Source organism: Pseudovibrio sp. Ad46 (assembly GCF_001623065.1).
Taxonomy (GTDB): domain Bacteria; phylum Pseudomonadota; class Alphaproteobacteria; order Rhizobiales; family Stappiaceae; genus Pseudovibrio.
The window spans coordinates 183834-208603 of record NZ_LMCG01000041.1; the positions used below are offsets into that span (position 1 = coordinate 183834).

The 24770-nt window shown below is 54.1% G+C and carries 27 protein-coding genes; 10 read left to right on the forward strand and 17 right to left on the reverse strand.

Annotated elements, in window-relative coordinates:
* Positions 1-14: 14 nt before the first annotated feature.
* Positions 15-2408 carry a plasma-membrane proton-efflux P-type ATPase gene (locus PsAD46_RS10025; protein ID WP_063306745.1) on the reverse strand — a complete coding sequence of 798 codons (2394 nt, stop codon included), beginning with the start codon at positions 2406-2408 and terminating at the stop codon, positions 15-17.
* Between the two features lie 233 nt (positions 2409-2641).
* On the opposite strand from PsAD46_RS10025, the gene PsAD46_RS10030 reads away from it, so the two are divergent.
* Together PsAD46_RS10030 and PsAD46_RS10035 are read left to right on the forward strand one after the other, a co-directional pair.
* The gene (locus PsAD46_RS10030) at positions 2642-3628 is read left to right on the forward strand and encodes an NADPH:quinone oxidoreductase family protein (protein ID WP_063306746.1); all 987 of its coding nucleotides are present in this window, start codon (positions 2642-2644) and stop codon (positions 3626-3628) included.
* Positions 3629-3630: 2 nt separating this feature from the next.
* Positions 3631-4422, forward strand: coding sequence for an SDR family oxidoreductase (locus PsAD46_RS10035; protein ID WP_063306747.1), 792 nt, complete (start codon positions 3631-3633; stop codon positions 4420-4422).
* Positions 4423-4578: 156 nt separating this feature from the next.
* Here PsAD46_RS10035 and PsAD46_RS10040 read toward each other — a convergent pair whose 3' ends face one another.
* The 3 genes from PsAD46_RS10040 to PsAD46_RS10050 all read right to left on the reverse strand — a co-directional run bounded on the left by PsAD46_RS10040 (position 4579) and on the right by PsAD46_RS10050 (position 8220).
* Positions 4579-5694: an acyl-CoA dehydrogenase family protein gene (locus PsAD46_RS10040; protein ID WP_063306748.1), complete on the reverse strand. Its 1116-nt coding sequence runs from the start codon at positions 5692-5694 to the stop codon at positions 4579-4581.
* Between the two features lie 11 nt (positions 5695-5705).
* On the reverse strand, positions 5706-6896 hold the full coding sequence (locus tag PsAD46_RS10045) for an acyl-CoA dehydrogenase family protein (protein WP_063306749.1): 1191 nt from the start codon (positions 6894-6896) through the stop codon (positions 5706-5708).
* Positions 6897-6960: 64 nt separating this feature from the next.
* Positions 6961-8220: an acyl-CoA dehydrogenase family protein gene (locus PsAD46_RS10050; protein ID WP_244273195.1), complete on the reverse strand. Its 1260-nt coding sequence runs from the start codon at positions 8218-8220 to the stop codon at positions 6961-6963.
* Between the two features lie 347 nt (positions 8221-8567).
* Between PsAD46_RS10050 and PsAD46_RS10055 the strand changes: the two genes are divergently transcribed.
* The 5 genes from PsAD46_RS10055 to PsAD46_RS10075 all read left to right on the forward strand — a co-directional run bounded on the left by PsAD46_RS10055 (position 8568) and on the right by PsAD46_RS10075 (position 12340).
* Positions 8568-9401 carry an SDR family oxidoreductase gene (locus tag PsAD46_RS10055; RefSeq protein WP_063293001.1) on the forward strand — a complete coding sequence of 278 codons (834 nt, stop codon included), beginning with the start codon at positions 8568-8570 and terminating at the stop codon, positions 9399-9401.
* Between the two features lie 7 nt (positions 9402-9408).
* Entirely contained in the window at positions 9409-9879 is a 471-nt protein-coding gene (locus tag PsAD46_RS10060) for a MaoC family dehydratase (protein ID WP_057462147.1), read from the forward strand.
* Positions 9876-10787: an SDR family NAD(P)-dependent oxidoreductase gene (locus tag PsAD46_RS10065; RefSeq protein WP_063287846.1), complete on the forward strand. Its 912-nt coding sequence runs from the start codon at positions 9876-9878 to the stop codon at positions 10785-10787. Before PsAD46_RS10060 ends, PsAD46_RS10065 begins: the two co-directional genes overlap by 4 nt.
* An 84-nt stretch (positions 10788-10871) precedes the next feature.
* A complete protein-coding gene (locus PsAD46_RS10070) occupies positions 10872-11909 on the forward strand; it encodes a phosphotransferase (protein ID WP_063287847.1) in 1038 nt (345 codons plus the stop codon).
* A 5-nt stretch (positions 11910-11914) separates the two neighbouring features.
* Positions 11915-12340, forward strand: coding sequence for a GFA family protein (locus PsAD46_RS10075; protein WP_208981759.1), 426 nt, complete (start codon positions 11915-11917; stop codon positions 12338-12340).
* Positions 12341-12387: 47 nt separating this feature from the next.
* On the opposite strand, the gene PsAD46_RS10080 is transcribed toward PsAD46_RS10075, so the two are convergent.
* From PsAD46_RS10080 to PsAD46_RS10115, 8 genes are all read right to left on the reverse strand, one after another.
* A complete protein-coding gene (locus tag PsAD46_RS10080; RefSeq protein WP_063306750.1) occupies positions 12388-13164 on the reverse strand; it encodes a dipeptide/oligopeptide/nickel ABC transporter ATP-binding protein in 777 nt (258 codons plus the stop codon).
* Positions 13161-13946: an ABC transporter ATP-binding protein gene (locus PsAD46_RS10085; protein ID WP_063306751.1), complete on the reverse strand. Its 786-nt coding sequence runs from the start codon at positions 13944-13946 to the stop codon at positions 13161-13163. Before PsAD46_RS10085 ends, PsAD46_RS10080 begins: the two co-directional genes overlap by 4 nt.
* Positions 13940-14809, reverse strand: a complete 870-nt coding sequence (locus tag PsAD46_RS10090) for an ABC transporter permease subunit (RefSeq protein ID WP_063306752.1) — start codon at positions 14807-14809, stop codon at positions 13940-13942. Before PsAD46_RS10090 ends, PsAD46_RS10085 begins: the two co-directional genes overlap by 7 nt.
* Positions 14793-15740: an ABC transporter permease gene (locus PsAD46_RS10095; protein WP_063306753.1), complete on the reverse strand. Its 948-nt coding sequence runs from the start codon at positions 15738-15740 to the stop codon at positions 14793-14795. The genes PsAD46_RS10090 and PsAD46_RS10095 overlap by 17 nt, the downstream gene beginning before the upstream one ends.
* Before the next feature lie 65 nt (positions 15741-15805).
* A complete protein-coding gene (locus PsAD46_RS10100; protein WP_063306835.1) occupies positions 15806-17362 on the reverse strand; it encodes an ABC transporter substrate-binding protein in 1557 nt (518 codons plus the stop codon).
* 35 nt (positions 17363-17397) lie between these two features.
* Entirely contained in the window at positions 17398-17769 is a 372-nt protein-coding gene (locus PsAD46_RS10105; protein ID WP_153040723.1) for a DUF2946 family protein, read from the reverse strand.
* A 260-nt stretch (positions 17770-18029) separates the two neighbouring features.
* On the reverse strand, positions 18030-18392 hold the full coding sequence (locus tag PsAD46_RS10110) for a DUF2946 family protein (RefSeq protein WP_063295921.1): 363 nt from the start codon (positions 18390-18392) through the stop codon (positions 18030-18032).
* Positions 18393-18625: 233 nt separating this feature from the next.
* Complete coding sequence (locus PsAD46_RS10115) at positions 18626-19324, reverse strand: putative metalloprotease CJM1_0395 family protein (RefSeq protein WP_063287853.1); 699 nt, start codon at positions 19322-19324, stop codon at positions 18626-18628.
* Between the two features lie 254 nt (positions 19325-19578).
* Here PsAD46_RS10115 and PsAD46_RS10120 point away from each other — a divergent pair, with 254 nt between their 5' ends.
* The gene (locus PsAD46_RS10120; protein ID WP_063306755.1) at positions 19579-20214 is read left to right on the forward strand and encodes a TetR/AcrR family transcriptional regulator; all 636 of its coding nucleotides are present in this window, start codon (positions 19579-19581) and stop codon (positions 20212-20214) included.
* Positions 20215-20324: 110 nt separating this feature from the next.
* On the opposite strand, the gene PsAD46_RS10125 is transcribed toward PsAD46_RS10120, so the two are convergent.
* The 3 genes from PsAD46_RS10125 to PsAD46_RS10135 form a co-directional block, all read right to left on the reverse strand.
* On the reverse strand, positions 20325-20714 hold the full coding sequence (locus PsAD46_RS10125) for a MerR family transcriptional regulator (RefSeq protein ID WP_063287855.1): 390 nt from the start codon (positions 20712-20714) through the stop codon (positions 20325-20327).
* 289 nt (positions 20715-21003) lie between these two features.
* Positions 21004-21564, reverse strand: coding sequence for a hypothetical protein (locus tag PsAD46_RS10130; protein ID WP_063292991.1), 561 nt, complete (start codon positions 21562-21564; stop codon positions 21004-21006).
* Between the two features lie 190 nt (positions 21565-21754).
* Entirely contained in the window at positions 21755-22132 is a 378-nt protein-coding gene (locus PsAD46_RS10135; RefSeq protein WP_063292990.1) for a GFA family protein, read from the reverse strand.
* 157 nt (positions 22133-22289) lie between these two features.
* On the opposite strand from PsAD46_RS10135, the gene PsAD46_RS10140 reads away from it, so the two are divergent.
* Complete coding sequence (locus PsAD46_RS10140) at positions 22290-22835, forward strand: hypothetical protein (protein WP_063292989.1); 546 nt, start codon at positions 22290-22292, stop codon at positions 22833-22835.
* 66 nt (positions 22836-22901) lie between these two features.
* Here PsAD46_RS10140 and PsAD46_RS10145 read toward each other — a convergent pair whose 3' ends face one another.
* Together PsAD46_RS10145 and PsAD46_RS10150 are read right to left on the reverse strand one after the other, a co-directional pair.
* Positions 22902-23348, reverse strand: coding sequence for a hypothetical protein (locus PsAD46_RS10145; RefSeq protein ID WP_063292988.1), 447 nt, complete (start codon positions 23346-23348; stop codon positions 22902-22904).
* Entirely contained in the window at positions 23345-23947 is a 603-nt protein-coding gene (locus PsAD46_RS10150; protein WP_063292987.1) for a TetR/AcrR family transcriptional regulator, read from the reverse strand. Before PsAD46_RS10150 ends, PsAD46_RS10145 begins: the two co-directional genes overlap by 4 nt.
* Before the next feature lie 145 nt (positions 23948-24092).
* On the opposite strand from PsAD46_RS10150, the gene PsAD46_RS10155 reads away from it, so the two are divergent.
* On the forward strand, positions 24093-24692 hold the full coding sequence (locus PsAD46_RS10155; RefSeq protein ID WP_063306756.1) for a hypothetical protein: 600 nt from the start codon (positions 24093-24095) through the stop codon (positions 24690-24692).
* The last annotated feature ends 78 nt before the right edge of the window (positions 24693-24770 follow it).

Genomic DNA, 24770 nt, shown 5'->3' on the forward strand with positions numbered 1-24770 from the left:
GTACTGCATTTCTTTTAGCGGCAGAGCTTTCGGGCAACATTGAGCACAAACATCCAGAGGATGGCTTGCGTCCAGACGATGCCGATCAGATCCCAACTGATAGCGGGAACGAGGAAGCCGGATCGACAGATGACAACTGCGAGTAATTGAGTGGTGATTATTGCCATGAGCAATTTCGCCGAAGGGCGTGGTGCCTGCCAGAACCAGTGATCGTGTCTGCAGACAAACAGGAGTAGATGTCCGGCCACAACCAACTGCAAGAACATGACGCTCTGCAACTCCGCAGCGGGTACATCCAGCCAATGCCGCGCTGCCATCATGAGGGCAAAGTTCTCGACAACTGAAATGAGCCCGAGCACGGTTGCCGTGCGCAGCATGTTTCCGAGTTGCCATTCCATTGGCGCTGGTGCAGCCTCGGTGTTGTCGTAGGCGATGGTGATGATCGGGATGTCATCCAGCAATGCCAGCATCACAATCATGATGGCTGTCAGAGGCACCTCTTCCAACAACAGCACGCTGGCAGAGACAAACACCATAAGGTTGATTGTCATGGCCATGCGATAGTCAACGTAGCTGATCATCCGTGCGAAGATTTTCCGTGCCTCGATAACGGCATCGGTGATGACGGATAGGCCAGGCAGTGTGAGGATCAGATCAGCGGCAGATCGGGCTGCATCTGTTGCACCTGAAACGGCAATGCCCACATCAGCTTGTTTCAATGCTGGAGCATCATTCACGCCGTCACCCGTCATGGCGACGTAACCTCCGGATTGTTGAAGTGCTTTGACGATGCCGTATTTGTGCTCGGGAAAGACACGGGCGAAGCCATCTGCGTTGACGATCTCCTCGCGGATGTTGGCTGGCAGGTTGTCCATGTCCTTTGCCTCAGAGAACACCTGACTGGCGCTTTCAAGTGAGGTGCCGAGACCCAGCTGTCCGGCAATCTCTCTGCCTATGGCGACATCATCGCCTGTCACCATCTTTACCGCGATACCAGCATTCTGGGTTTCTTCAATCACTGATTTGGAATCGTCGCGGGGCGGATCAAAAAGAGAGAGGATTCCGAGCAGGCGTAACTCGTGGTTCTCGTTGGTCTTGGCAATGCCAAGCGCGCGTAGGCCTTTGACTGCAAACTCGTGCACGGCCTTGCTGGCGACGGCTTTCTCCTCTGGTGTATTTGTGCTGAGATCGATGACGACTTGCGGCGCACCTTTGATGACCTTGAACGCCCCGCTTGGGCCGGAGATGCCTGCTTCCGTTCTCTTGCTCACAGGATCAAACGGTGTGAATGTGTTTTGCTTGTAAAGTTCCAGCACACCCCGTTCGGCTTTGCTGACAATCAGTTGGTCGATGACGTCCTTCTCAATGCTACTCGAGGCAAGAGCTGCCATGACGACCAGTTCTTTTTCGCTCTTCGCATCAAACAACACGGGCTCGCCAAGTGTGAGTTCGTTTTTGGTAAGCGTCCCGGTTTTGTCAGAGCACAGCACATTCACCCCTGCCAGCTCTTCAATCGCCTGAAGGTGTGAAACGATGGCTTTCTTTCTGGAAAGTGTGAGTGCACCCAAAGCCATGGTGACTGAAAGAACAGCGGGCATCGCAACTGGGATTGAGGCGATCACCAATACAAGCACCAGTTCAATTATGCCCAGAATGCTTTGCTGCAGATAAAGCTGTTTGACGATGATGAGCGCCGCAAGCAAGGCCGTGCCGAGAATGAGAAACTTGCCAATACCCAGAACGCTTTTCTGGAAATGAGAAATGTTGCCGGCGGACTGAACCAGCTTGGCTGTGTTGCCAAAGAATGTATTCCCGCCCGTCGCTGTCACAAGCGCCTGCATGGTGCCTTGTTTGATGATGGACCCAGAATACGCCACATCGCCGATTTGCTTGTCGACCGGGAGCGACTCTCCCGTTAGTGCAGCCTGGTCGACGGCAAGGTATGGCCCGCGTTCCAAAATGCAGTCTGCCGGGATGATATCTCCGTTTTCCAGATTGATGATGTCGCCGGGCACGATTTCCTCGGCTGGAATGTCAGTCCACTTCCCATCTCGTTTCACGCGTGCTTTGAGAGCCATGGATGATTTCAGTGCTGCAAGCGCGTCTGCTGCTTTGCTGCTTTGAACAAACTCGATGCCAGAGTTGAGGACCAGCATAAACAGGATGATCGCAAAGTCGGCCCAATGCGCAATGATGGCAGACAGGATGGCTGCGATTTCGATGAGCCACGGAATTGGGCCCCAGAATGTCAAAAGCAACTCTACCAGTTTGCTGGTCTTCTTTTCCTCCAGCGCATTTGGGCCATACTGCTTTAGCCGGTTGGATGCGGTAGAACCAGACAGCCCTTCCGGTGAGCTTTCAAGGCGTTTGAACTCATCAGCTAAATTAGGCTTTTCCTGTTCTGCCATCCGGTCTTTCCATGGATTGCGCACACATCATGGAATTATCTTCACCGCAGCATGTAAACGGATGATGAGAACAAGCTGAGCTTCCATGAACCGTGGTTTCCTGATTGCGAAGCGGCTTGCTCAAATTATTCAGGTTTGCTGAGAGGGGAGGGGGCTTGCGCCTAGCGTTGTGGTTGCGCTCACTGTGTTTCCGTAACATACTCATGGGTATGTTTTGATTTGGGAGGGAAATCATGCGTGCTGTTGTCTGCTCAGAATACGGACCACCAGAAGCTCTGCGTGTGGAGGATGTTGAACGCAAGGAACCGAGGAAAGGACAAGTGCGGATTGCGGTGGAAGCTGCAGGCGTCAACTTTCCAGATACGCTGGTGATTGCGGGCAAGTATCAGATCAAGCCACCAATGCCGTTTGTTCCAGGCGGTGAAGTTGCGGGGAGAATCGAGGCCGTAGGGGGAAGCGTAACCCAGTTTGCACCGGGTGATCCCGTGATGGCCCTTCTGCTGCAACAAGGTGGCTATGCCGAAGAAGTTGTCGTTGACGCTTCAGCTGTGATGAAGCGGCCAGAAGCGATGGCTGCTCATGTTGCCGCCGGCTTTACGATGACCTACGGCACGTCCATGCATGCGTTGAAGCAACGTGCGCAGTTGCAACCGGGCGAAACACTGCTGGTGCTGGGCGCTGGCGGTGGTGTCGGGCTCACGGCTGTTGAGCTGGGCAAGGTCATGGGCGCCAAGGTGATTGCCGCCGCCAGTTCCGCTGAAAAGCTGGACGCCGCGCGGAAAGCGGGTGCAGATGAGTTGATCAACTATTCCACGCAGGATCTGAGAGAGCGTCTTAAGGAGATCACGGGCAAGGCTGGCGTTGATGTTGTGTATGATCCGGTTGGCGGAGAGCTCTTCGAACAGGCACTCCGCTCAACAGCCTGGAATGGTCGCGCACTGGTTGTAGGCTTTGCTGCTGGCGATATCCCATCAATCCCCACCAACCTGCCTCTGCTGAAGGGCTGTGCCGTTATGGGCGTGTTCTGGGGTGCGTTCCGCATGAGGGAGCCGGATAAGGACCTGAATAACTTCTCAGAGCTGTTTAAATGGTTCCAGGAAGGCAAAATCAACCCAACTGTTAGTAAGAGCTATTCTCTGGAAGAAGCTCCTCAGGCGCTTCGAGACCTCATGGAGCGACGTGTGGTAGGGAAGGTCGTTCTGGAAACCGGGAGGGAATGAAGATGCAACCCAGATTTGCAGGTCAGGCAGCCCTGATTACGGGCGCAGGCAGCGGCATTGGCCGCGCGACCGCGATCCGACTGGCGGAAGAAGGAGCTGCAATCGCTCTGGTGGACCTGAATGAGGACGGCCTTGATGAAACCGCAAGGCTGTTGCCAGAAGGTTGCCGTGCACGGGTCTATGTCGTCGATGTTGCGAATGAAGAAGCGGTTGAGAGCTGTGTGGATGCGGTTGAAAACACCTTTGGCGGTATAAGCGTTCTTTGCAACAATGCCGGGGTCATCTGCGAAGGCTCGTGGGGCGGAAGCCATGAGGACTTTAGCGACTGGCTCAAGGTTTATGAGGTGAATGTACTCGGTGCGATGCTATTCACCAAGTACACCCGCGAACAGCTCAAGGCTTCAGGTCAAGGTTCTATTGTGAATACTGCATCCGTTGCTGGAATCAGAGCGGGCGCTGGCGGCAATGCCTATAGTGCATCCAAAGCTGCGCTCATCAATTTTACAAAAACATCCGCCTGTGATTTTGGCGAGCATGGTGTGCGTGTGAATGCGGTTTGTCCGGGGCTCATTGAGACCGGCATGACAAAACCTGTGTTTGATCACGCCCGCAGTGTTGGCAAAGAAGACAGGCTCGGCTCAAGAGCGGAACTGCGTCGACACGGTGATCCTGCTGAAGTTGCAGCAACAATCGCTTTCCTTGCCAGCCGCGATGCCAGCTTCATCACTGGCCAGGCCCTCGCCGTTGATGGCGGAAACACATCCTCCCTCAACATGCCGGGTATGAAGATCTGAGATGGTTTTGGTTAGCCAAAAATAGAAAGAGCCAGTCTGCAACACCGGGCAATGCTGTTGCGGACTGGCTCTCGCTGATCCAAAGGGGTGGACCAGATGGCTTCAATTATGAAGTTACTTTAGAAATAATCACAAGTAGAATTACGGATTATACAGTTAAAGACCTCGTATTTTTAGCAGAAAGTCTATATGGTGAGCACTGTCACCCAGCATCTCTGTTAACACCCGGTCGTGTTTCATGAACAATCCGACATCAACTTCGTCGGTCATACCGATTCCACCATGCATCTGCACCGCTTCTTCTGTTGCCACGCGAGAAACCTTAGCAACCTTGGCTTTGGCTGCTCGGGAAAGAGCCTCTGCCTTATCTGAGGTTGTATCTGTTGCGCGTAGCGCGGAGGAGATGAGTGAAGCTGTTTGTTCAATCTGGCAATAAAGGTCGGCCATTCTGTGTTGAAGTACCTGAAACATGCCGATTGGAACACCAAATTGTTTTCTTTCATTCAGGTATGCCGTTGTGCGCTCTGCAACTTCTTTTGCAACTCCAAGTTGTTCTGAGGCTGCAATCGCACGACCTGAGCGGAGCGTGGCGTCCAGAACGGTCGCGCCCTTATCAAGCGGACACAGCAAATCCTTGCCATCCAGATGCAAATTGCTGATCTGAATGTTCGCCGCATTGCGGCTGTCCAGCATAGCGTTGCGCTCTACCTCAACTTCAGCCGTGCTTGGATCTACCAGAAAAAGCCCAATGTCTTCGCCGGTTTTTGCAACAACAATCAGCCGGTCGGCGTTGTAGCCATCAAACACCGCGCGTTTTCTGGCGTTGAGAATGAAGCCGTTGCCGTCCGATTCTGCTGTGGCTTTGATGCGGGAGGGGTTGTGCTTTGCTCCCTCATCTATGGCCAGCGCGATGACTGCGTCGCCAGTCGCGATCTTCGGTCCCCACTCGCTTAAATGCTCACCACCAGACTGACGCAGTGCCATTGCACTCAAAACAGCGGTGGAGAGGAACGGAGAGGCTGTCAGGTTGCGCCCCATTTCCTCTGCAACAAGGCCTGCAGCGCGGTGGCCAAAGTCATATCCGCCAGCGTCTTCCGGCAGCAACATGCCAAACCAGCCCATCTCGGCCAGTGTTTTGTGAAGCTCCTGATTAAAGCCAAGAGCCTCTTTATGGTCGCGCAGATCACGCAGCGCCTGCACTGAGGCATTTTCTGCCATAAAACCAGAGGCTGAGTCCTTCAGAAGGGTTTCTTCAGAGCTGAAAAGTTCCATATTTTCTCTCCTTAACCCAGTGATGGCAGGCGCAGCACTGCTTTTGAAATGATGGAGAGCATGATCTCCGAAGTGCCGCCTTCAATGCTGTTGCCCTTGGAACGCAGCCAAGAGGCAGACTGATTGCCGATGCCGTTGTTCTCTTCTGGCCCAGACAAGGCTTCCAGCCCTCCAGCCTGTACAACGAGGCTCTGGCGGCGTTTGTTCAGTTCTGTGCCGAGATACTTCAGCTCTGCAGAACGGGCGCCCAGCTGGTTGCCTGCGCGGTGGAAGTCTTTCGCAGCTACAAGGTGCGCGGTCAGTGCCATTTCATCAATCAGGAACTCCCCGATATCAGCACGAAGGAGCGGGTCATCCAATCGGCCTGTCTCATCCAGCCCAATGGAGTCGATCGCAGTTTCATAAAGGCCAGCGGAACCGCCAAAAATCGCATCCAGATTGCTGACCATTTCGCGTTCGTGGGTCAGCAGATACTTGGCGATTGTCCAGCCGTTGCCGCGCTCATCAACCACATTCTCCATCGGCACCTTCACTTCATCGAAGAAGGTTTCGCAGAACGGAGAACTGCCGGAAATCAGGCGGATTGGCTTGGTGGAAACGCCCTTGCTGGTCATATCAAACAGCAGGAATGAGATGCCCTTGTGTTTCTTCGCATCAGGTTCGGTGCGCACCAGAGCAAAGATCCAGTCTGCTTGATCTGCGTAGGAGGTCCAGATCTTCTGACCGGAAACGAGGAAGTGGTCGCCCATATCCACGCCTTTGGTTTGGACAGACGCCAGGTCAGAGCCGGAACCCGGCTCTGAGTAGCCCTGACACCAGCGAATTTCACCGCGTGCGATTTTGGGCAGGTGCTGCAGCTTTTGCTCGTGAGAGCCGTATTTCAGCAAAGCGGGACCAAGCATCCAGATGCCGAAGCTTTCCAGCGGAGATATGGCGTTGATGCGCGTCATCTCCTCTTTGAGGATCTTGGCCTCGTCACCGTTCAGGCCGCCGCCGCCGTACTCTTTCGGCCAGCTTGGCACGGTCCAGCCACGCTCGGCCATGCGCTCCAGCCATTGCTGTTGTGCTTCGGACTTGAACGTCCAGTTGCGGCCACCCCAGCAGATGTCGCTCTCTGTGGTGACTGTCTTGCGCATGTCTTGCGGGCAGTTCTCTTCCAACCAAGCCCTTGTTTCCATGCGGAAATCATCAAGTGATGTCATTGCGTTCTCCCTGTTTTGGAGTGCAGATGCAAAGGATAAGGAGAGCGAAGGCTCTCCCGCCCTATCAGATCTTTTCCTGAGTGTGTTTGCGCAGCTCGGAGCGGCCAATGAAGTTGCGGTGTACGGCATCAGGACCATCCGCAAAGCGCAAGGTGCGCAGGTTCATCCAGTTGGTTGCCAGCGGGGTATCCTGAGAGATACCCTGACCACCAAACATCTGCATGGCTTCATCCGTCACCTTGAGGGCCATGCGCGGCGCAACAACCTTGATCTGGCTGATCCAGAATGCTGCTTCGCGGGCGGAGGCATTGTCCATCATCCATGCAGCTTTCAGGCAGAGAAGGCGGGCCTGCTCAATCTCCATGCGGCATTCTGCGATGATGTCGAAGTTGGCGCCCAGTTTGTAGAGCTGCTTACCAAAGGCTTCGCGGTTGATGGAGCGCTTACACATCAGCTCAAGCGCTTGTTCCGCTTGTCCAATTGCTCGCATGCAATGGTGGATGCGACCCGGTCCAAGGCGGCCTTGTGCCACTTCAAAACCGCGCCCTTCTTCCAGAAGCAGATTCTCGACAGGAACGCGCACATCCTCAAACCGCAAGTGCAAGTGTCCGTGAGGGGCATGGTCATGACCAAACACCTGCATCGGGCGTAACTTGGTGATGCCCGGTGTGTTGGCGTCCACCACGATCATCGAGTGCTGCTGATGCTTGGTGCCGTCTGTTGGCGTGTGAACCATGGTGATGTAAACCGCGCAGCGCGGATCGCCAGCGCCAGAAGACCACCACTTCTCTCCGTTCAGCACATAGTGGTCTCCATCACGCACGCAGGACATGCGGATGTTGGTGGCGTCGGATGAGCCGTGGTCTGGCTCAGTCATCAGGTAGGCTGAGCGAATCTCGCCGTCCAGCATGCGCTTCAGCCAGGTTTCTTTCATCGCCTCGGAGCCATAGCGCTCAAACACCTCCATGTTGCCGGTGTCAGGGGCGTTGCAGTTGAATACTTCTGGTGCGAGCGGAGATTTGCCCATCTCTTCAGCCAGATAGGCGTATTCAACGGTGCTGAGGCCGTAGCCGCGCTTGGAGTCTGTCAGCCAGAAATTCCAAAGGCCTTTGGCGCGTGCGCTGGCCTTGAGACTTTCCAGAATTTCTGTTTGCCGCGGAGTATGTTGCCAGCGGTCTCCCACCGGAATCTCATCATGAAATTCGTCCTCGAGAGGCATGATTTCATCGCGAACCATGCTGCGCACTTGTTCCATGAGTGGCGCTACACGCTGGCTTACCCCAAGGTCCATAACTGGACGTTCGGCTAATAAAGTGTCGCTCATGATTGACCCTCCCAAGACATCTGAGCTCTTTTATCTTTACAGACCCGTGGGGAAATTCCACTTATTATCAGAGGGATAAGTGATCATGAGCTCCCACACAAAATCAAAATCCCAGGCCGGAGAGACAAAAGAAACGAGCTAAAAATTTTGCTTTACAACTGTTGATATACGGAAACATACTACTGAGTATGTTGTCAACTGCGCGCGAAGATGAGCACGCTTGACCATTGGTTTAAGGTGGCCTCCCCAAAACGTGGGTGGCGGTATCTGAATGAAGAAACGCCTGAATCAAGTCGCGTGAGAGGCGGTGGCAGATCGAAGAACACTATGGGAGGTAGGGTGTCTTCATGGGATATCTTGAGGAACTGTTTGGTGTCGCTGGCAAAACAGCGCTGGTAACAGGTGGTGGAACCGGCATTGGCCGCATGGTTGCCACTGCACTGGCAGAAGGTGGCGCCCGCGTCTTCATCTGCTCGCGCAAGCTGGACGTGGTTGAGAAGACAGCACAGGAGATCAATGCGAACCTGAAAGCCAACAATCCGGCGGCTGCCGGATCTGTTGAAGCGTTTCAGGGAGATGTTGGCTCTGAAGAGGGCGTGTTGGCTCTTGCTGAAACTGTGCGTGAGCGCAGTCCAAAGCTCGATATTCTGGTCAACAATGCTGGCATCACCTGGGGTGAGCCACTGGGCACCTTCCCGTATTTTGCGTGGAAGAAGGTGATGGATGTCAACGTGGCAGGCCTGTTCCATTTGACGCAGACGCTATTGCCAGAGCTGAAAGCCAGTGGACGACCGGAAGATCCGGCCCGGGTTATCAATCTGGGCTCGGTCATGGGCTCCACGCCGATTGGGGATGGCGCTTACTCTTACTCAGCCTCAAAGGCCGCAGTGCACCAGCTGACGCGTATCCTCGCAAAAGAACTGGCGAAAGAACACATTACATTCAACGGTTTCGCGCCAGGACCGTTCCAATCCAACATGACAGCGTTTGCAACGGGAACGGACGAAAAAGCAGCGCATGTCGGGAAAGGCGTGCCACTTGGCCGGATCGGGCACCCTGATGACATCGCGGGCGCGACGCTCTTCCTTTGTGGCAAAGGCGGGTCTTATGTCACGGGAGAAGTGATCCCGCTGGATGGTGGCATTCATATCGCCACAGGCACCAATTTGTTTGGACAGTGAGGGGCTTATGGAACTGACCATAGAAGAACTTGAGGCCCGGGTTGGCCAGCAGATCGGCTTGTCTGACTGGGTGGAGGTGGATCAGTATATGATCTCCACCTTTGGCAAACTGACCTTTGATGAGCAGTTTATCCATATGGATCCTGAGCGCGCCGCGGCTGAAACCCCGTTTGGCGGTACCATCGCCCATGGGTTTCTCACACTCTCACTCGCCAGCAAATTCGCCATAGAAACCCTGCCGGATGTGAAGGGGCGGACCATGGGCATCAACTATGGTTTCAATAAAATCCGCTTTTTACATCCTGTCGCCAGTGGTAAGCGCATTCGGGGACGTTTCACTCTGGATAATCTGACCCGCAAGGGAGATGGTCAGATCCTTCAGGAGTTTGGTCTTTCAATTGAGATTGAGGGTGTCGAAAGCCCCGCGTTGGTCGCACAATGGCTGACAATGACGTTTTTTGAGGAGGTAGCTGCATGACGCAGGACACGATAAATTTTGCCGGTCAGGTAGCGATTGTTACGGGCGCAGGCGGTGGGCTTGGTCGTCTTTACGCGCTGGACCTTGCTGCGCGCGGCGCTGCGGTGGTGGTGAATGATCTGGGCGGTTCTGTTGATGGCTCCGGTTCGTCCGCAACCGCTGCTGAAACGGTTGTTGAGGAGATCAAAGCAGCAGGCGGTAAAGCAATCGCCAATGCTGCGGATGTGACGGATGAGACTGCTGTCAACGCTATGGTGGCGGACACTGTTGCAGCATTCGGGCGCGTTGATATTCTCATCAACAACGCTGGCATTTTGCGCGATAAATCCTTTGCCAAGATGGAAATGTCCAACTGGAACAAAGTGGTAGACGTGCACCTCAATGGCGCAGCGCTCTGCACCAAGGCCGTCTGGAACGTGATGAAAGAGCAGGGCTATGGCCGCATCATCATGACTACATCTCCATCCGGCATCTATGGCAACTTTGGGCAGGCGAACTACGGCGCTGCGAAAGCGGGCCTTTGGGGCATGATGAATACGCTTGGCCTTGAAGGGGCAAAAAGCAACATTCACATCAACTGCATCGCACCTTCTGCCGGCACACGCATGACAGAAACTATTATGGATGCTGGCACGCTGAAGATGCTTGCGCCAGAGAACATCACGCCTGCAGTGGTGTTCCTGTGCTCTGAGGCTGCGCCAACCCGTAAGGTGCTTGTGGCCGCTGCCGGCACTTACACACTAGCCGAAATGGTTGAAACACAAGGCATTCATCTGGCTGAGGGCAACCGTACACCAGAGGCAATTTCTGCCAATTGGGGCCGGATTGCTGACCGCACGGATGCGGAGCCGGTGAACAGCGCCATGGAAGGTGTTGCCAAGCTGGTAAAGGCAATGGCCAACGCCTGAGCCTAAATGCCGATAAGGAGCCTGACTGTTCACGGGACGGGGGAACCGTCAGGCAACCGGATGTTTCATGGAGGAGGGGAGCCCATGACGAACGCCTTGCATACATTAGAGAAACCAGCGCTACAGGCTTATCTGAAGCAGCACATACCGGAGTTTGGTGAGCTTCTGGAGATTGAGAAATTTCCGGGCGGCCAATCCAACCCAACCTACAAGCTGGTGACCTCTGATAAGACCTATGTCATGCGAGCTAAACCTCCGGGAACCTTGCTGAAATCCGCCCATATGGTGGATCGCGAGTATCAGGTGATGACGGCTCTGGCGGGCAGTGATGTGCCTGTGCCCAAGACCTATCATCTGTCTGAGGACGACTCTCCAATCGGCACAATGTTCTTTGTGATGGAGTATGTTGAAGGGCGAATTTTCTGGGATCCTGCGCTGCCAGAGTGCTCTAATGAAGAGCGTATGGCGATCTTTGCGGAGATGAACCGCGTGTTGGCCGCGCTGCACGATGTTTCTCCCAATGCCGTTGGCTTGATGGACTATGGCAAGCCCGGCAATTACTTTGAGCGGCAGACCGGACGCTGGATCAAACAGTACAAGGCCTCAGAAACCGTCACGATTCCAGCCATGAACCGGCTGATGGAGTGGCTGGAAGCGAACATGGTGGAGGATGATGGTTCGACTTCGCTGGTGCACGGGGATTACCGACTCGACAACCTGATCTTCCATCCCACAGAGCCACGGATTGTGGCTGTGCTGGACTGGGAGCTTTCCACGCTTGGCCATCCGCTGGCGGACCTTGCCTATCAGTGCATGCAGTGGCGTTTGCCGTCTTTCAAAGGTTTGCGCGGTTTGGCAGGGCTGGATCGTGTGGCGCTCGGTATTCCGCTTGAAGAGGAGTACGTCCGTCAGTACTGTATGCGTCGCGGGCTCAGCGAGATTGAGAACTGGGAGTTCTATCTCGCGTTCTCCATGTTCCGATTAGCCGCTATTCTTCAAGGGGTTGTAGCACGTGCTGAAGCAGGCAACGCCTCCAACCCGCAAGCCGCAGAAATGATGCGAAAAGCTGTCCCTCTCATCGCCGGTATGGCGTGTGAGGTGGTTGGCGAACTGGTGGAGTAACGAGAGTGAACAAGCGATCCGGGCGTTGTATGTGCGGGGCGGTGTCCTACAAAATTGAGGGTGACCCGGTGGTTACAGCTCAATGTCATTGTGAGGAATGTCGCCGGGTGAGTGGGACCGGCCATACGGTTGGTGCCATGTTCCGGGCTGATCAGGTGAATATCTCCGGCGAGCTGGGCGAATATCTTTACACCTCTGCCAACGGCTCAAAGGTCACCAAAGCCTTCTGCCCAAACTGTGGAAGTCCGATCTATGGCCGCAACACCAACGCGCCTGACCACATGACATTGCCGCTCGGTTCCATGGACAACGCAGATGATCTGAAAATTGAGGTCGTCATCTTTGACCGCGACAAACCGCATTGGGATGCCCTGCCAGAAACAGCGGCGATCTTCGAAACCCAGCCAGACTGGAAGCCCGAGAAGGTGTGAAGCCTAAAAGAAGCGCTCCACAAACAACAATGCCCGCCTAAACCGGGTTAGGCGGGCATATTCGCAGGGGTTTGTGTCAGAGCTGCAGGGGCTGAGTACTTCGAGATCTCGACAAAACGGCGAGATAGCTGGTGCTCAGGGGTTGCGAAAAACTCTTGTGTTTCCTTGTGTTCTACGATCCTGCCGCCATCCATTACCGCGATGTCATCGGCCAGTTTTGCCAGCGTTTGCAGGTCGTGTGAGATGATCAGGAGACCCATATTCATCTCTGCCCGCACCTTGCGCAGCAGGGAGGTTATCTGCTCCTGCGTCACCAGATCCAGCGCGGAGAGCGGCTCATCCAACACAAGAAATCGCGGCTTAACCGCCAAAGCGCGTGCCAGAGCAACACGTTGGCACTGCCCGCCGGAAAGCTGGTGTGGTCGCTTGGCTGCGCAAGTTGCATCCAACCCAACCATATCTAACAGGTCTTGTGCCTGTCGCTGGCGTTCAGCCTTGGGCAGCTTATGGATGGCTTTCAGCGGCTCGCAGATTAGGTCCAGTGCACTCAAGAAAGGGCTCAAAGCTGCCAGTGGATCCTGCCACATGTAGTGGATGATTTCTCCGGTTTTGCTGAGGTCCGGAAAGAAGATCTGGTCGTTGTGGAATAGCGTCTCCTGCGGTGTGGGGATGATCCCCGTCATCGCCTTGGCAAGCGTTGATTTTCCGCAGCCGGAGCGGCCTAGAAGGCCGGTTGTGCGGGAGGGATGCAGGGTTAGGCTGACTTGTGATAGCACCTGATTAGAGCCGTAGGCGATGGAGAGGTGTCTTGCTTGCATGGTCATAGCTGAAGTCTTTCCATAGCGCCTGTAATTTCCGCAGTCGCACGGTGGCAATCCGGGGCGATTGGTTGGTTCAGATCGCAGGCATCAACGAGTTGGCCAGCGTCCATCACCAGCACAGAGGTGCAGGTTTGGCGGACAATGCGCAGATCGTGGCTGACGAACAGCAGAGCGGAGCCGGTTTCCTGCTGCACCACGTTGAGCGCCTGCAGCGTTTCGTGCTCGGTGATGACATCAAGCCCAGTGGTCGGCTCATCAGCTATCAGGACAGTCGGTTTTAAAATCAACGCCATAGCCATCATCACTCGCTGCTTCATACCACCGCTCAAAGCGTTGGGGTACTGCTTCAGGCAGAGCTTGGGCAGTGAAACCGCTTCGAGTGCCTGAAGGAGAGCATGGTGTGCAGTTTGACCGCGCAGTGAGACGTTTCCTGCAGTTTCAAGCAGTTGTGTTTCAATGGTCAGGCTGGGGTGCAAGGCGCTGCCGGGGCTTTGGAAGATACAGAAGATGCCGGTGCCTCGGATCTGCTGCTTTTCAGCAAAAGGCATTGCCAGAAGGTCGTTGCCTTGAAACCGGATGGACCCGCTTGAAGCTTCCAGAGGTGCACGCAACGCGCCTGTAATCGCGTGGCAGGTCAATGACTTACCGCAGCCGGATCTGCCGATCAGACCCAGCCTCTGGTTGGTTGCAAGATCAAAACTGACGCCTTCAACCAGCGGCTCGTTGTTCTGCGCACTGTTGGAAATGGTGAGGTTATGCACCTGAAGAAGGGGGATTTCTACCATCTGTAGGGTTTCCTCTTGTCCAGCTGAAAGCGGATGCCTTCACCTACCAGGTTGAAGCTGAGAACGGCGAGGATGATAACGATGCCCGGAGCCAGCACCACGCTTGGGCGCTCTGCGAAGAAAGGCCGTGCCTCGTTGAGCATGGCACCCCATTCTGCGGCGGGTGGTTGAGCCCCAAGGCCGAGGAAGCTGAGGGAGGATAACACCAGCAAAAGCCCTGCCATTTCAAGGGAAAGAACCACCAGCAGCGGGGGTAAAATTTGCGGAAGGATGTGCCGCCCGATGATGCTAAGCGGCTTTTGTCCGCATTGGCGGGAGGCTAAAACGTATTCTTTGGAAGCTGCTTCCAGCGTTAATGTGCGGACCAAACGGGCGAGGCTTGGCCACCAGGCTAGGGCGACGCCGATGACGGCGGAGGTGAGGGAGGCGCCCAGATAACCGATGATGGCAAGGGCGAACACCAGCATGGGAAACGCGAGGAAGATATCCGCAATCCGCATCAAAACCGCATCAACCCAGCCTTTGCAGAGGGCTGAGAGCAGGCCCACGGGCAGCGCGATGGCGAGGATAAGTCCGGCTGTTGTCAGCGCCGTGCCAAGGGAAAGTGCGGTTCCTGCCATCAGGCGGGAGAGGATACAACGGCCCAGATGGTCGGTTCCGAGCGGGTAAGTCAAACTAGGAGCGCTGAGACGGTGCAGCAGGTCGATCTGGTTGGGCGGGTTGGGGGCGAAGGCTTCGCCGCCGAGTGCCAGAGTGATGAAGAAGCACAGGAAGAGCCCACCCAGCAAAAATGTGGTTCTGCCTCTGAGGAGCTGTGTTGCCCGCGAGAGGGGGATAGATTTTGCTCTATTGACGTACGCCATGGTCATCCTCCTTGAGTTGAGGCATGAGCCAATGGTTCGTCAGGTCCGCCGCAAAGTTCGCCAGAAAGAACACCAGCCCCATAAACAGCAGATACGCCTGCAGGATCGCAAAGTCCCGCTCCGCAATGGCTTGCAGGGCGAGCTGTCCCAGACCGGGCAGGTTGAAGATATTCTCAATAATCACAGACCCACCTAGCAGGGAACCGAAAGAGATGGCCCAGTTGGTGATGAGTGGCGGCAGAATGGACTTCAGCACGTGGCGGCCCAAAATAGCGCGACGTGACAGACCTTTAGTGATGGCCAGACGGATGTAATCTTCGCTCATCACAGCGATAATCCGTTCCCTGACAAGGCGGCTCATCACCGCTGCGTTGCCGAGCGTCAACGTGATCACTGGCAGGATCAAATCTTGCGCATTGCCGAATTGCAGCAGTTTGAACCACCCCAGACCCAGCGCGAACACCGCCAGCAGAAACAACGCCAGCCAGAAGGAAGGCACGGAGACCAGAAACATGGTCAGCACATAAAGGCTGGTAGAGACCGATGTGCGCTGTGATACAGCGGTTACGGTGCCAAGCACCAGCGACAGGGCCAGCGAGCTGACGAATGCCAGAACGGACAGCGTTGCCGTGATGGGCAGGTGCTCTTTAAACAGCTCCAACACAGGACGGCCTGAGGCTATGGAGGTGCCCAGATCCAGCCGGAACAGGTCCAGCAGCCAGATAAAGTAGCGCTGGATCAGTGGCTTATCCAAGCCATACTCCACCCGCAGCGCCTCCACCTGCTCTGCGGTGAACGACACGCCGAGGCGACGCAGCTCCATCTCAATAGGATCGCCGGGGGTGAGGCCGATGATTAAAAAACCAATCAGGGTCATGCCAAACAGAGTTGGAATTCCCGAAAGCGTGCGCTTGAAAACAAACTGCTTCATGTGCTGATCTTTCGTGAAAAGGCAGCACAGATCATGGTGTTGCAATGACCTGTGCTGCGCATCTCTTATTTGGTTTGAGTAACCTGACCGTAGTCGATCCAGTCAGCATGCTCGAACATTGGGATGTTCAGACCCGGACGGGACAGGTTGAAGTTTGGTACCATCAGGATTGGAATAGCAGCCAGTTTGGTCTGCACGATTTCGCGGTGCGCTTCACGAACAAGTTCAATGACTTCTTCGCGGCTCTGCGCCTGACGGGCATTGTCGAGGATGGTGTCCAGCTTGCCACCCGGTGCGGTGTACTGGTAGCCCCACGGGGTCTTGGAGTGGAACAGGTTGTACAGCAGGTAGGTTGGGTCCGCGTTGTTGTTGGAGGCAAACTCCATGTACAGATCCGCTTCGCCGGTTGCCAGATAGGTGTCGTCATAAACGCCTGAATCATCAACCTGAACCAGCTCAATGTCGATGCCGATGCCGCGGAACATCTGCTCCAGCAGCTCTGGCATTGGGCGTACGCTGGAAACGTTCGGATAAGCGGCTACAAGGCGCAGTTTCAGCGGTTTGCCGTCTTTGCTGCGCATGCCATCGCTGCCTTTGGTCCAGCCAGCTTCATCCAGCAGGGCTTCTGCCTTCTGGGTGTTGTAGTCAAAGCCGTCCACGTGCTTGTCGCCAAGGCCAAACATCCAGTCTGGCAAAATGCCTTTTGCAACAACACCTTTGCCGTTGAACAGCACCTGTGCCAGCTGCTCGCGGTTGATGGCATAAGCCAGCGCCTCACGCACGCGTTTGTCCTTCAGCGTGTCGTATGGTGCTTTGCCGTGCAGGTTGGTCAGCAGCGCCACGTAACGGATTGGGCGGGACTGGTGCACCACCACGGACCCGTCTTTTGGCAAGCTCAGCAGCATCTGAGGGGTGACTTCAGCAACAATGTCGACCTCTTTGTTCTGCAGGGCCAGCAAACGCACCTGATCATCTGCAATGAAATGATAGGTGATGTTTTCAACCTTTGGCGCATCCCCCCAATAATCCGCATTGCGTTTCATGCTGATGGACTGCTTTGGCTTGTAGCTATCCAGCAGGTAAGGGCCTGTACCAATTGGATTTTCTGCACGTTCACCGTTGATGGAAAACAGCGATGCCCCACGGTGGGTCATGTTTTCAATGACAAGAGAGGAGTTGATCTCGGACTTGAACGTGAAGGTGTAAGGCCCGGTCTGATCAAAGCTCTCCTGATCAATCTGCAGGAAGTCGGAGCGGCCCTGATCGTACAGCTTCAGCGCATCAATGGCGGCTTTGGCGTCAAAGGTCTGCCCGTCGTGGAACTTGATGCCTTCGCGCAGCTTGATGCTGTAAATGCCGTCTTTGTAGTCCCAAGTCTCAAACAACACGCCTTGCGGAATGAAGTTTTCGTCTGGTTTAACAGCCGTTTCAACAATCTGCCCGGCTGGTCGACGGGTGGTGAAGTTGAACTTCTTCGGGTCGACGCTGTAGCGATCTTTTTTCACCGCAATGCGCAGCTGTTGAATGTCTTCCGCCTGTGCTGTTGGCACGCCGGAAATCAGAGCAGGAAGAGACGCTGCGAGCACACCGCTGACGCCAAGGAGTTGTTTGAATTTATTCATTTCAGTTCCAATCATTGTCTGTAATCGAGAGAAAATCAAACAAAGACAGGAGGCGCCCGTGGAGCATGGCTTCGCCGCAAAATTGCGTAGTGTCCCACCTCGTTGTGGGCAAAGACATGCTTTGGCTTGGCGATTTCAAGGATGAACACGCCCAAAGGAGCGGAAGAAGGAGACTTTAGCGTGGCAAGCGAAAAAACGCAGAACGCATTGTTCTTTTTGTCTTTTTGCTCCTCATCCTCATCAGAGGTTTCAATGAAGATCTGCTGAAGGCCCTGTGCAGTACAGATCGAAATTTCAAAACCATCCGCACCCGCACGCGGCATCATGCCGGGCGGTGCAACAAGCTGCAGGATCACAAACCATGTTGCGAGCCAGCAGGCCAGTACGGTGGATGGTTTCAAAGCCAAGTGAACGCACCTTGCGCTTGATGAGCAATCAGAGCCAACCTCAGACATTGCCGAGATTGAGGGATGAGCTGTTGCAGGCGTTGAGCTCTGCAGGTCCGAATGCATGCAAATGTGGCGCTGGTTTTTCTACAAGCAGCCTGCAGAAAACCTGAAGTTGCCATGGGTTTGCATGACGGAACAGGAATGTCCTTTGATAAAATAGCCCTTTTATGTCAGCAAATTAGCCACAATAAGAAAGGCTGGGACAAACCAATTTATGCTCAGACAGGAGGTGCTCTGGGGGCGGCGATGCGCACTGTTGTTTCAGCAAGCGCAACGCTTGTTGGCAGTGAAACCACATCGATAGGAAGGGGTGACCCGCCAAACTCTGTGTGAGGAGACGTGCTGAGGGCCTTTGCAACAACACTGCCAAATGCGCAGTTGTCGTAGGCTTCCTGCTCTTCAGCTTGCGGGAGTTCGTTGCCTTGCTCGTCAAGAAGGACTGTTCGCATACCTTGCGCGGTGCAGATGACAATCTCAAAGCCGTCCTCTCCGCCGGACACCATCATGCCGGGAGGCGCAACAAGCTGCATCAACACAAACAGTGCAGCAAATACAGTCGCTTTGGCTTTTGTCAGTTTCACAGCAAACTCGAGTGACGCTAAGTACATTTCCGCCTTAGGCCACTACAAAAACCAAGTCAATGACTTTTACTTATATGCACCGCGACTCTATGAAAATTTTTTAGCAAATTCTGTCAGGTATTTAGCTCGTAGAGTTACTTAACAACTCAGAAAAACACCATGATTTCATGGTGTTGTTGCACGCTTGTGGGGTGCTGAGGATTGCTGCTAGGTGAAGAATGCTCAGGTGAGCGTTAAACTGCCGCGGCTTGATAAGCCTGAGTTGCATTGAGCAGCAGTGCAGATGGATCAGAGGCGGTTTCAGGATATTCCTGAACCTGCAACAGAGATTGTAACCCACTGACTTCGCTTGCTTCTTGCTCTTCCTCGCTGCCGCCAAGGTTCTTCTCGCGCAGCTCGGTATAGGCCTGCGCCAGATTCGTCTGGGCTTGCGCTGCAACGGCCTGATCCTGACCGGATGGCTGAGCGGGCGCAAGGGCTGCTGCGATGACCGTGTTCAGCTTGGCAATGCTGGCTTCCGGATCACCGGAAACGGGGGCAGAGTCGATTGAGACTTCGCCGCCAATGGCATAGCTGTGACCATCCGGGCCGCGAGTCTCGGTATAACTCGGCGCTCCGGCGTAGGCACCGCCTGTTGCTGCATGGGCTTGTTCGTGCGCGCGAACTTCCGCGTCGCGTGTCTTAAGCTCTTGAACCTGCTCCTGTTCTCCATCAGAAAGCTGTCCGTTTTCATTCTTGGACTTTTCAGAGGAAGAGGAGGCCGCTACCGGGTTGGCAGAAAGGTCGCTTCTGATGGTGACGGAGTCTTTTGGGACCGCATGTTCAACGGAAAAAGACGTGGATTCCTGCTGGTTTACGCGTGCGGGCTGAGCTGCGTTGTAAGACGCAGAGCGAGCCAGTCCGGTAAATGAGGATCCAATTCCATCTATCATAGGTTGAACTTATACTAGGGACTGGTGCTTCAGGTAAAGGAATTTCTGATACACAATTTCGTTAGGTATGCTAGGGTTTTGCTTCGGGTGGAGACTGTAAACCTGTGTATTTACAGCGCATTCCTGAAATGTGCCTGCTGGTATTCAGGTAGGACTGGGCGCAAGAAAGATGCTTTAAAGCAGTTTGTCGGATTCAGATTGCAAGCAAACTGCGTTAAAGGGAAGGCAGCGGGAGCCTTTAGGGGAATACGGGAATGATCGAAGATTTGAGCCGGTCTCAGCAGGAGATATTGGACGCTGCTGCGGAGTGCTTCATGAGGATGGGGCCGGATGTGGCTTCCATTGATGATATTGCCGGTCTGCTTGGGTCTACAAAGGGGCGTGTTTACCACCATTTCCGCTCCAAGGGTGAGCTGCTTTATGCCGTCCGCCTGCGCTCTGTTTCCTTGCTTATGGAACGGGTTAGCCCCATTGCAGCGCAAGACATCCCCCCTGTCGAGAAGCTGCGCGCCATGTCCATTGCCCATGTGCTGCGCATCCTCAAGTTCCTGAGCTATCACCGTGTTGTCAGCGAAGACACCCGCATGTTTTTCCGTGGTGCGGCCAAGCCTCATGAAACACAGATGATCGAGCAAATCATCGAAATGCGCCGTGCCTATGAGAATCTGTATCGCGGTGTGCTGACAGAAGGCATTGAGGCTGGTGTGTTTGCAAAGCAATCAGTCTCCATCACCCTGCACTCCATCATCATCCTGATGAACGGCCCATGCTTCTGGTACTCACCGCGCGCTGAGCAAACCGACAAGGATCTGGAAGAAATCGCCCGCAGCGTTTCTGATCTGGTACTGCGCGCCGTGGTGGCTGATCCAGCGTTGCTGGAAGAGACTTAATCCCCGCTTAAAGAGGGGATATCTCGTTTGCGTTGAAATGTGCGTTGCTTTGCGCGATTTAGCGTTTTTCTGCGTTGTTATGTTTTTACGGATTAGGCCGGTTAGACGTTTCAGTCTGCGTGCAGACGATCCAGCAAAGGGCACTGCAGATTACCGCTAGCGCAGTTTCCCATGAGCTCTTCGAGCGCTTTTTCCAACTGTCGAAGGCTTTCGATTTTTTGGCGGACAGACTCCAAATGCGCCTTGCTCATGTCATGAGCGATTTTGCAGTTCTCGTCTTGCTGCTCACCGAGGCTGAGAAGCGCTTGTGCATCTTTGATGGTGAACCCCAGATCCCGGCAGCGTTTGATGAAGCGTAACTGCCCGATCTCCTTTTCGGAGTAGGCACGACGTCCGTTATCCCCGCGGGCAGGTTTGATAACTATGCCTTCGCGCTCGTAATAACGGATCGTTTCAATAGCAACGCCACTGCGCTTAGACGCTTCGCCAATCGCGAACATGTGATCACTCCTACCTTGATCCACTTGAGCTGGTCAGGACATGGCGCCTGATAGCGCGTCCGTGGCGCAACATCGGCAAGACACGCCGGGAACTGCCTGCAGGAAACTCGGACTGGCCGCTTCAGCAATACCGCTTCGCAGTTCGCAGTCTCAAAAATGGTTCAAGACTTCGCCGCAATATCAGGACCTGTTTGGAAAGCGCCACAAACCAGTGCATTTGGCATTGCCGAAACCAGACTGCCATTGAAGATATGCTTCATGAATGGGGCTCTGCTACAAGCTGAGCGCTTTACTTCACCAGCTTTACGTCTCTTGATTTTGTAATCTTCTTTGTTTCAGCAACAGCTTCATCACCAATCTTCTTGGCCTGTTTGTTCTCATCCCCTTTTAAGGATGCATAGCTGCGGTCCATGGTGATATCGAATGTCCCATTCACTGATGGTAATCCCACATCTTCGTATCTAAAAGTCCAAACGGCCTTTTTTCCGGCACTTGAGGCGTTGTGATAAAATTTTGGCTTGGATTGCTTGGCAACCCGCACAACAAAAGACCCGGATGGCAACTTTAAACGAGCACTTAGTTCATGCGCCTTTTCAAAGAGCTTCATGACCATTGGCTTGATTTCATCCGCTTGCTTTTGCTTGTTCTGATCCCCTTTTTTCGCTTCAAATAACAAAAAATTTCCAAGTTTCTGCAGCGTTAGATCAGCCAGCTTGCGGGCTTGTGAATCTCCGGCCAGTTTCGCGCGAGCCTGAAGGATCTTGATACTTTGCTTTGCTTCATGTTCGCTTGGAATACTGCTACTCGACCACTTCTTGGGGAGTTCAGGTGCTTTTATTGCAGTTGGCATCCTCGGCAACCTCTTTATAGACATTCCTCAAGTGAAACGCTCAAGGCTATAGTCATTGGGTTTTGAAGCACGATCAAGAGATTGATTTCTGTTAGGCTTAAAGGTCGTGATTAGATGTTTTTTGAGGGATTTATAGAAAGAAATGATTAGAGGGGTACAGCGCTCTTGCTGAAGCGTGACTGCAACCTTTTCACTCTTCAACACGATCCTTCTCATAGGTTTTTGCAACCGGGAACTCTGGTAGCCAGGTTTCGCGGCGGGTGGTCCAGAGCTCATAGGTTGGGGTCATCTGGTTGGGTTCGTCCAGAGCGCCCAAGTGGACCTCGACTTCGCCTTCACTGGTTGAATAGACGGAAGATCCGCATTTTGGGCAGAAGAAGCGGCCCTGATAGGCGTTCACTTTACCCTCAATACTGACCTTCTCCTCAGGATAGACCGCCGAGGCATGGAAAACGGCGCCGTGATGTTTACGGCAATCCATGCAATGGCAAACGCCAACCCTGTCCGGCTCCCCAGATGCCACAAGCCGAACCGCCCCGCACAAACACCCACCCGTGATTTGCTTCATCTCAACACTCCCCCGTTATCCGTCGGGCAGGGTACTGCGTGACATGTATTGAGGGCAAGGAAGTTTAGAGCAGCGCTTTACACTAATAAGGTTGGGGCAAGCGCAGAGTATAAATATGCATTTAGCATAAAAATATTCTCTAGCCCTTTGTGAGAAAATGAAAAAACATGTTTGTGCCGTACTGGCTTTATCTTTGTTAGCTGCAGGTTGTACCACAACCGCGCAACAAGGCCCTCGCCCAACCGTTGAAGAGATTGTTGATCGCAGCAACAAAACATTCTCTGCTTCAATCGGCGGAGCTATCGACCAATGTATCGATTTTGCGGCGAGTAACAAAGCACCAGATAAAGCGAAGTTTGCAAAGTATGGATACAAGCCAACCTTTGGTCTGGGCTTTCCTGCCTACTTCCGTCCGAAGGACGAAGGAGGCAGCAGATTCCCGGGTTCAAGGGGGGTGACCTTTGTCTTCCACTCTTGGATTGACCGTTGCATGGTGACCAGCAACGGTGTTGGTGGTGGCGTGTATATGCTGGCCGGCTGGATAAGAAGTGAGCTGGTTAAGCGTGGTTGGAAAAAAGTAAAAAGCGACAGCAAGTATAGATATCGCTATGTCAAAAAAGGCGTTGAGGTTGAAGTCTCTGGCTCGCAATCAGGTGGCTTGGCGCAAGTCGTATTGCATCAGACAGACAAGATGAAAAACTAGGCTTTGTGCCCGATTGGAATTGCTTTTGGATGTTGGCGAGAGTTTTGCCAGCATCCTTGAAGTGGCTCAATCCAAACAGCCCCGCACCATCATCCATCTCACGATAAGGGCGGATACGATCATTTCCAGCCAGGCCAGCGGCAAGGTGGTCAGGACGACTTGGGTGGTGGCCAGGTTCATGTTCCAAAGGCCAAGCCAGAGGATGACGAAGATTGTTGCCCAGATTACGCTGCCTGCGTAAAGCGCGTTGCGGATGGTTGGGCCGAACCGTTCCAGCAGCACCCAGCTGAGGCCGGTTGCTGCGAGCACCAGCACTGTGTCCCACACGCCCCAGATCATAAACACCGGCAGGTTCATGGGGGCTACGTCCTGAATTTGCGGAAGTGAGCTGCGCATCAATGGCATGACGAAGGCGAAATAGCGAAAGACCTCGGAAGCATTGATCCAAAGCAGGTTTAGCAGCAGGGCGAGCCAGAAGGCTCCTTTGAGATTTGGGGGAGCGATAGCAGTCATGGGGCCGAAATCCGTGTTCTGATGGTTTCCAAAAATTGTCTGGTGCTGGCGCGCAGAAAATCACCGTCTTGGGTGAGGCGGGAGGTGGACCAGAGGCCGTTGGTGAACACCACCAGCACTCCCGCAAGCAATTCCAGCTCTTCAGCGCTCAGCTGGTGCGGTGCAGGCGTTTCGTTGCGCAACGCATTGAGAAAACCCAGCTTGAGGCGGGCGTTGTGTTCTTCCACCTTGGCCAGAACGTCCGTGTCGTGCGGTGCAACCTCGGTTGCTGAGTTGGCGACAAAGCATCCCGGGCCCGGAAGGCCGGTTTCCTCCGCCCGGCTGATCTGCGCTTCAAAATAGGTTGCGACTTGCTCCAGCGTTGCATCAGGCTGCTCTACCTGAGTGAACGCCGGTGAGACAACGAGGTCCTGATAGCGTTGGAAACACGCGAGGAACATCTGCTTTTTGCCGCCGAATGCGCCGTAAATGGCGTGACGGGTGGCCCCTGTTGATTTCACAAGGTCATCTAGGGAGGAGGCATGGAAGCCGTTCTCCCAAAAATGCTCCAGTGCGCGGTCGGTCAGGTTCTGTGTGGTTATGTTGGCTTTTCTTGGCATGACTCAGTTGATAGCAGAATGATCGTTCTGAATCAAATCAATCCCACAGGAGACGGTGATACTGATAAGCAAGCAGACGATCACCCAGCCTTCATCCCACCTATGAGAAGCACTAGGCCAACAAGAACGACTTGATGGATTTGGAATGGTGGCTTTGAAGAAGATGATGGTTTGGCCTGCAGCGGCGTTGTTGGTGCTGGTGCTGGCCGGGTGTGGCTCGATTGAAGATGACTACGAGATTGCACGGTTTGAGGCCGTGGATGGAGAACTGCTGATGAATGGAGTCATCAGCTCGTCCACGCCGATTGATTTGCGGGCGGCTTTGGATGAGAACCCGAAGATCAAACGCATCGTCATGGTGGATGTACCGGGTTCCGATGATGATTACGCCAATCTGGAGGCGGGCCGCATAGTTCATGAACGCGGGCTGACCACGGTTATTCCGTCAAACGGTATTATCGCGTCTGGTGGGACGGACTTCTTCCTTGCGGGTAAAAAGCGAGTTGTGGTGAAGGGCGCGCGCATTGGTGTGCATTCATGGAGTGCTGAGGATTACAACGCGCTGGACTTGTCCAAAACGCATAAGGAGCACGAGAAGTATCTCAAGTACTACAAAAACATCGGCATCGATCCGCTGTTCTACTGGTACACACTGGAAGCCGCGCCGCCGGAAGATGTGCATTGGATGACCGACAGCGAGATGAAGCGCTACAAGGTCGGCACCCAATATGCCTCCCGACCATAAGGGCCTTTAGCGACACAAACATACATCACGGGTCACGTAACAGTGGTCCGTGATGCTTCCGCTCTTGCATCCCTCTCA

What these genes read in the sequence shown, in the direction of transcription:
- PsAD46_RS10090 (WP_063306752.1), bottom strand. Translation starts at nt 14,809, where the DNA reads ATGGCGTACGTCAATAGAGCAAAATCTATCCCCCTCTCGCGGGCAACA.
- PsAD46_RS10145 (WP_063292988.1), bottom strand. Translation starts at nt 23,348, where the DNA reads ATGACTGCTATCGCTCCCCCAAATCTCAAAGGAGCCTTCTGGCTCGCC.
- PsAD46_RS10115 (WP_063287853.1), bottom strand. Translation starts at nt 19,324, where the DNA reads ATGATAGATGGAATTGGATCCTCATTTACCGGACTGGCTCGCTCTGCG.
- PsAD46_RS10140 (WP_063292989.1), top strand. Translation starts at nt 22,290, where the DNA reads ATGAAAAAACATGTTTGTGCCGTACTGGCTTTATCTTTGTTAGCTGCA.
- PsAD46_RS10120 (WP_063306755.1), top strand. Translation starts at nt 19,579, where the DNA reads ATGATCGAAGATTTGAGCCGGTCTCAGCAGGAGATATTGGACGCTGCT.
- PsAD46_RS10125 (WP_063287855.1), bottom strand. Translation starts at nt 20,714, where the DNA reads ATGTTCGCGATTGGCGAAGCGTCTAAGCGCAGTGGCGTTGCTATTGAA.
- PsAD46_RS10040 (WP_063306748.1), bottom strand. Translation starts at nt 5,694, where the DNA reads ATGGAACTTTTCAGCTCTGAAGAAACCCTTCTGAAGGACTCAGCCTCT.
- PsAD46_RS10130 (WP_063292991.1), bottom strand. Translation starts at nt 21,564, where the DNA reads ATGCCAACTGCAATAAAAGCACCTGAACTCCCCAAGAAGTGGTCGAGT.
- PsAD46_RS10035 (WP_063306747.1), top strand. Translation starts at nt 3,631, where the DNA reads ATGCAACCCAGATTTGCAGGTCAGGCAGCCCTGATTACGGGCGCAGGC.
- PsAD46_RS10045 (WP_063306749.1), bottom strand. Translation starts at nt 6,896, where the DNA reads ATGACATCACTTGATGATTTCCGCATGGAAACAAGGGCTTGGTTGGAA.
- PsAD46_RS10080 (WP_063306750.1), bottom strand. Translation starts at nt 13,164, where the DNA reads ATGACCATGCAAGCAAGACACCTCTCCATCGCCTACGGCTCTAATCAG.
- PsAD46_RS10030 (WP_063306746.1), top strand. Translation starts at nt 2,642, where the DNA reads ATGCGTGCTGTTGTCTGCTCAGAATACGGACCACCAGAAGCTCTGCGT.
- PsAD46_RS10050 (WP_244273195.1), bottom strand. Translation starts at nt 8,220, where the DNA reads ATGAGCGACACTTTATTAGCCGAACGTCCAGTTATGGACCTTGGGGTA.
- PsAD46_RS10065 (WP_063287846.1), top strand. Translation starts at nt 9,876, where the DNA reads ATGACGCAGGACACGATAAATTTTGCCGGTCAGGTAGCGATTGTTACG.
- PsAD46_RS10060 (WP_057462147.1), top strand. Translation starts at nt 9,409, where the DNA reads ATGGAACTGACCATAGAAGAACTTGAGGCCCGGGTTGGCCAGCAGATC.
- PsAD46_RS10155 (WP_063306756.1), top strand. Translation starts at nt 24,093, where the DNA reads ATGGTGGCTTTGAAGAAGATGATGGTTTGGCCTGCAGCGGCGTTGTTG.
- PsAD46_RS10100 (WP_063306835.1), bottom strand. Translation starts at nt 17,362, where the DNA reads ATGAATAAATTCAAACAACTCCTTGGCGTCAGCGGTGTGCTCGCAGCG.
- PsAD46_RS10070 (WP_063287847.1), top strand. Translation starts at nt 10,872, where the DNA reads ATGACGAACGCCTTGCATACATTAGAGAAACCAGCGCTACAGGCTTAT.
- PsAD46_RS10055 (WP_063293001.1), top strand. Translation starts at nt 8,568, where the DNA reads ATGGGATATCTTGAGGAACTGTTTGGTGTCGCTGGCAAAACAGCGCTG.
- PsAD46_RS10085 (WP_063306751.1), bottom strand. Translation starts at nt 13,946, where the DNA reads ATGGTAGAAATCCCCCTTCTTCAGGTGCATAACCTCACCATTTCCAAC.
- PsAD46_RS10135 (WP_063292990.1), bottom strand. Translation starts at nt 22,132, where the DNA reads ATGAAGCAAATCACGGGTGGGTGTTTGTGCGGGGCGGTTCGGCTTGTG.
- PsAD46_RS10150 (WP_063292987.1), bottom strand. Translation starts at nt 23,947, where the DNA reads ATGCCAAGAAAAGCCAACATAACCACACAGAACCTGACCGACCGCGCA.
- PsAD46_RS10095 (WP_063306753.1), bottom strand. Translation starts at nt 15,740, where the DNA reads ATGAAGCAGTTTGTTTTCAAGCGCACGCTTTCGGGAATTCCAACTCTG.
- PsAD46_RS10025 (WP_063306745.1), bottom strand. Translation starts at nt 2,408, where the DNA reads ATGGCAGAACAGGAAAAGCCTAATTTAGCTGATGAGTTCAAACGCCTT.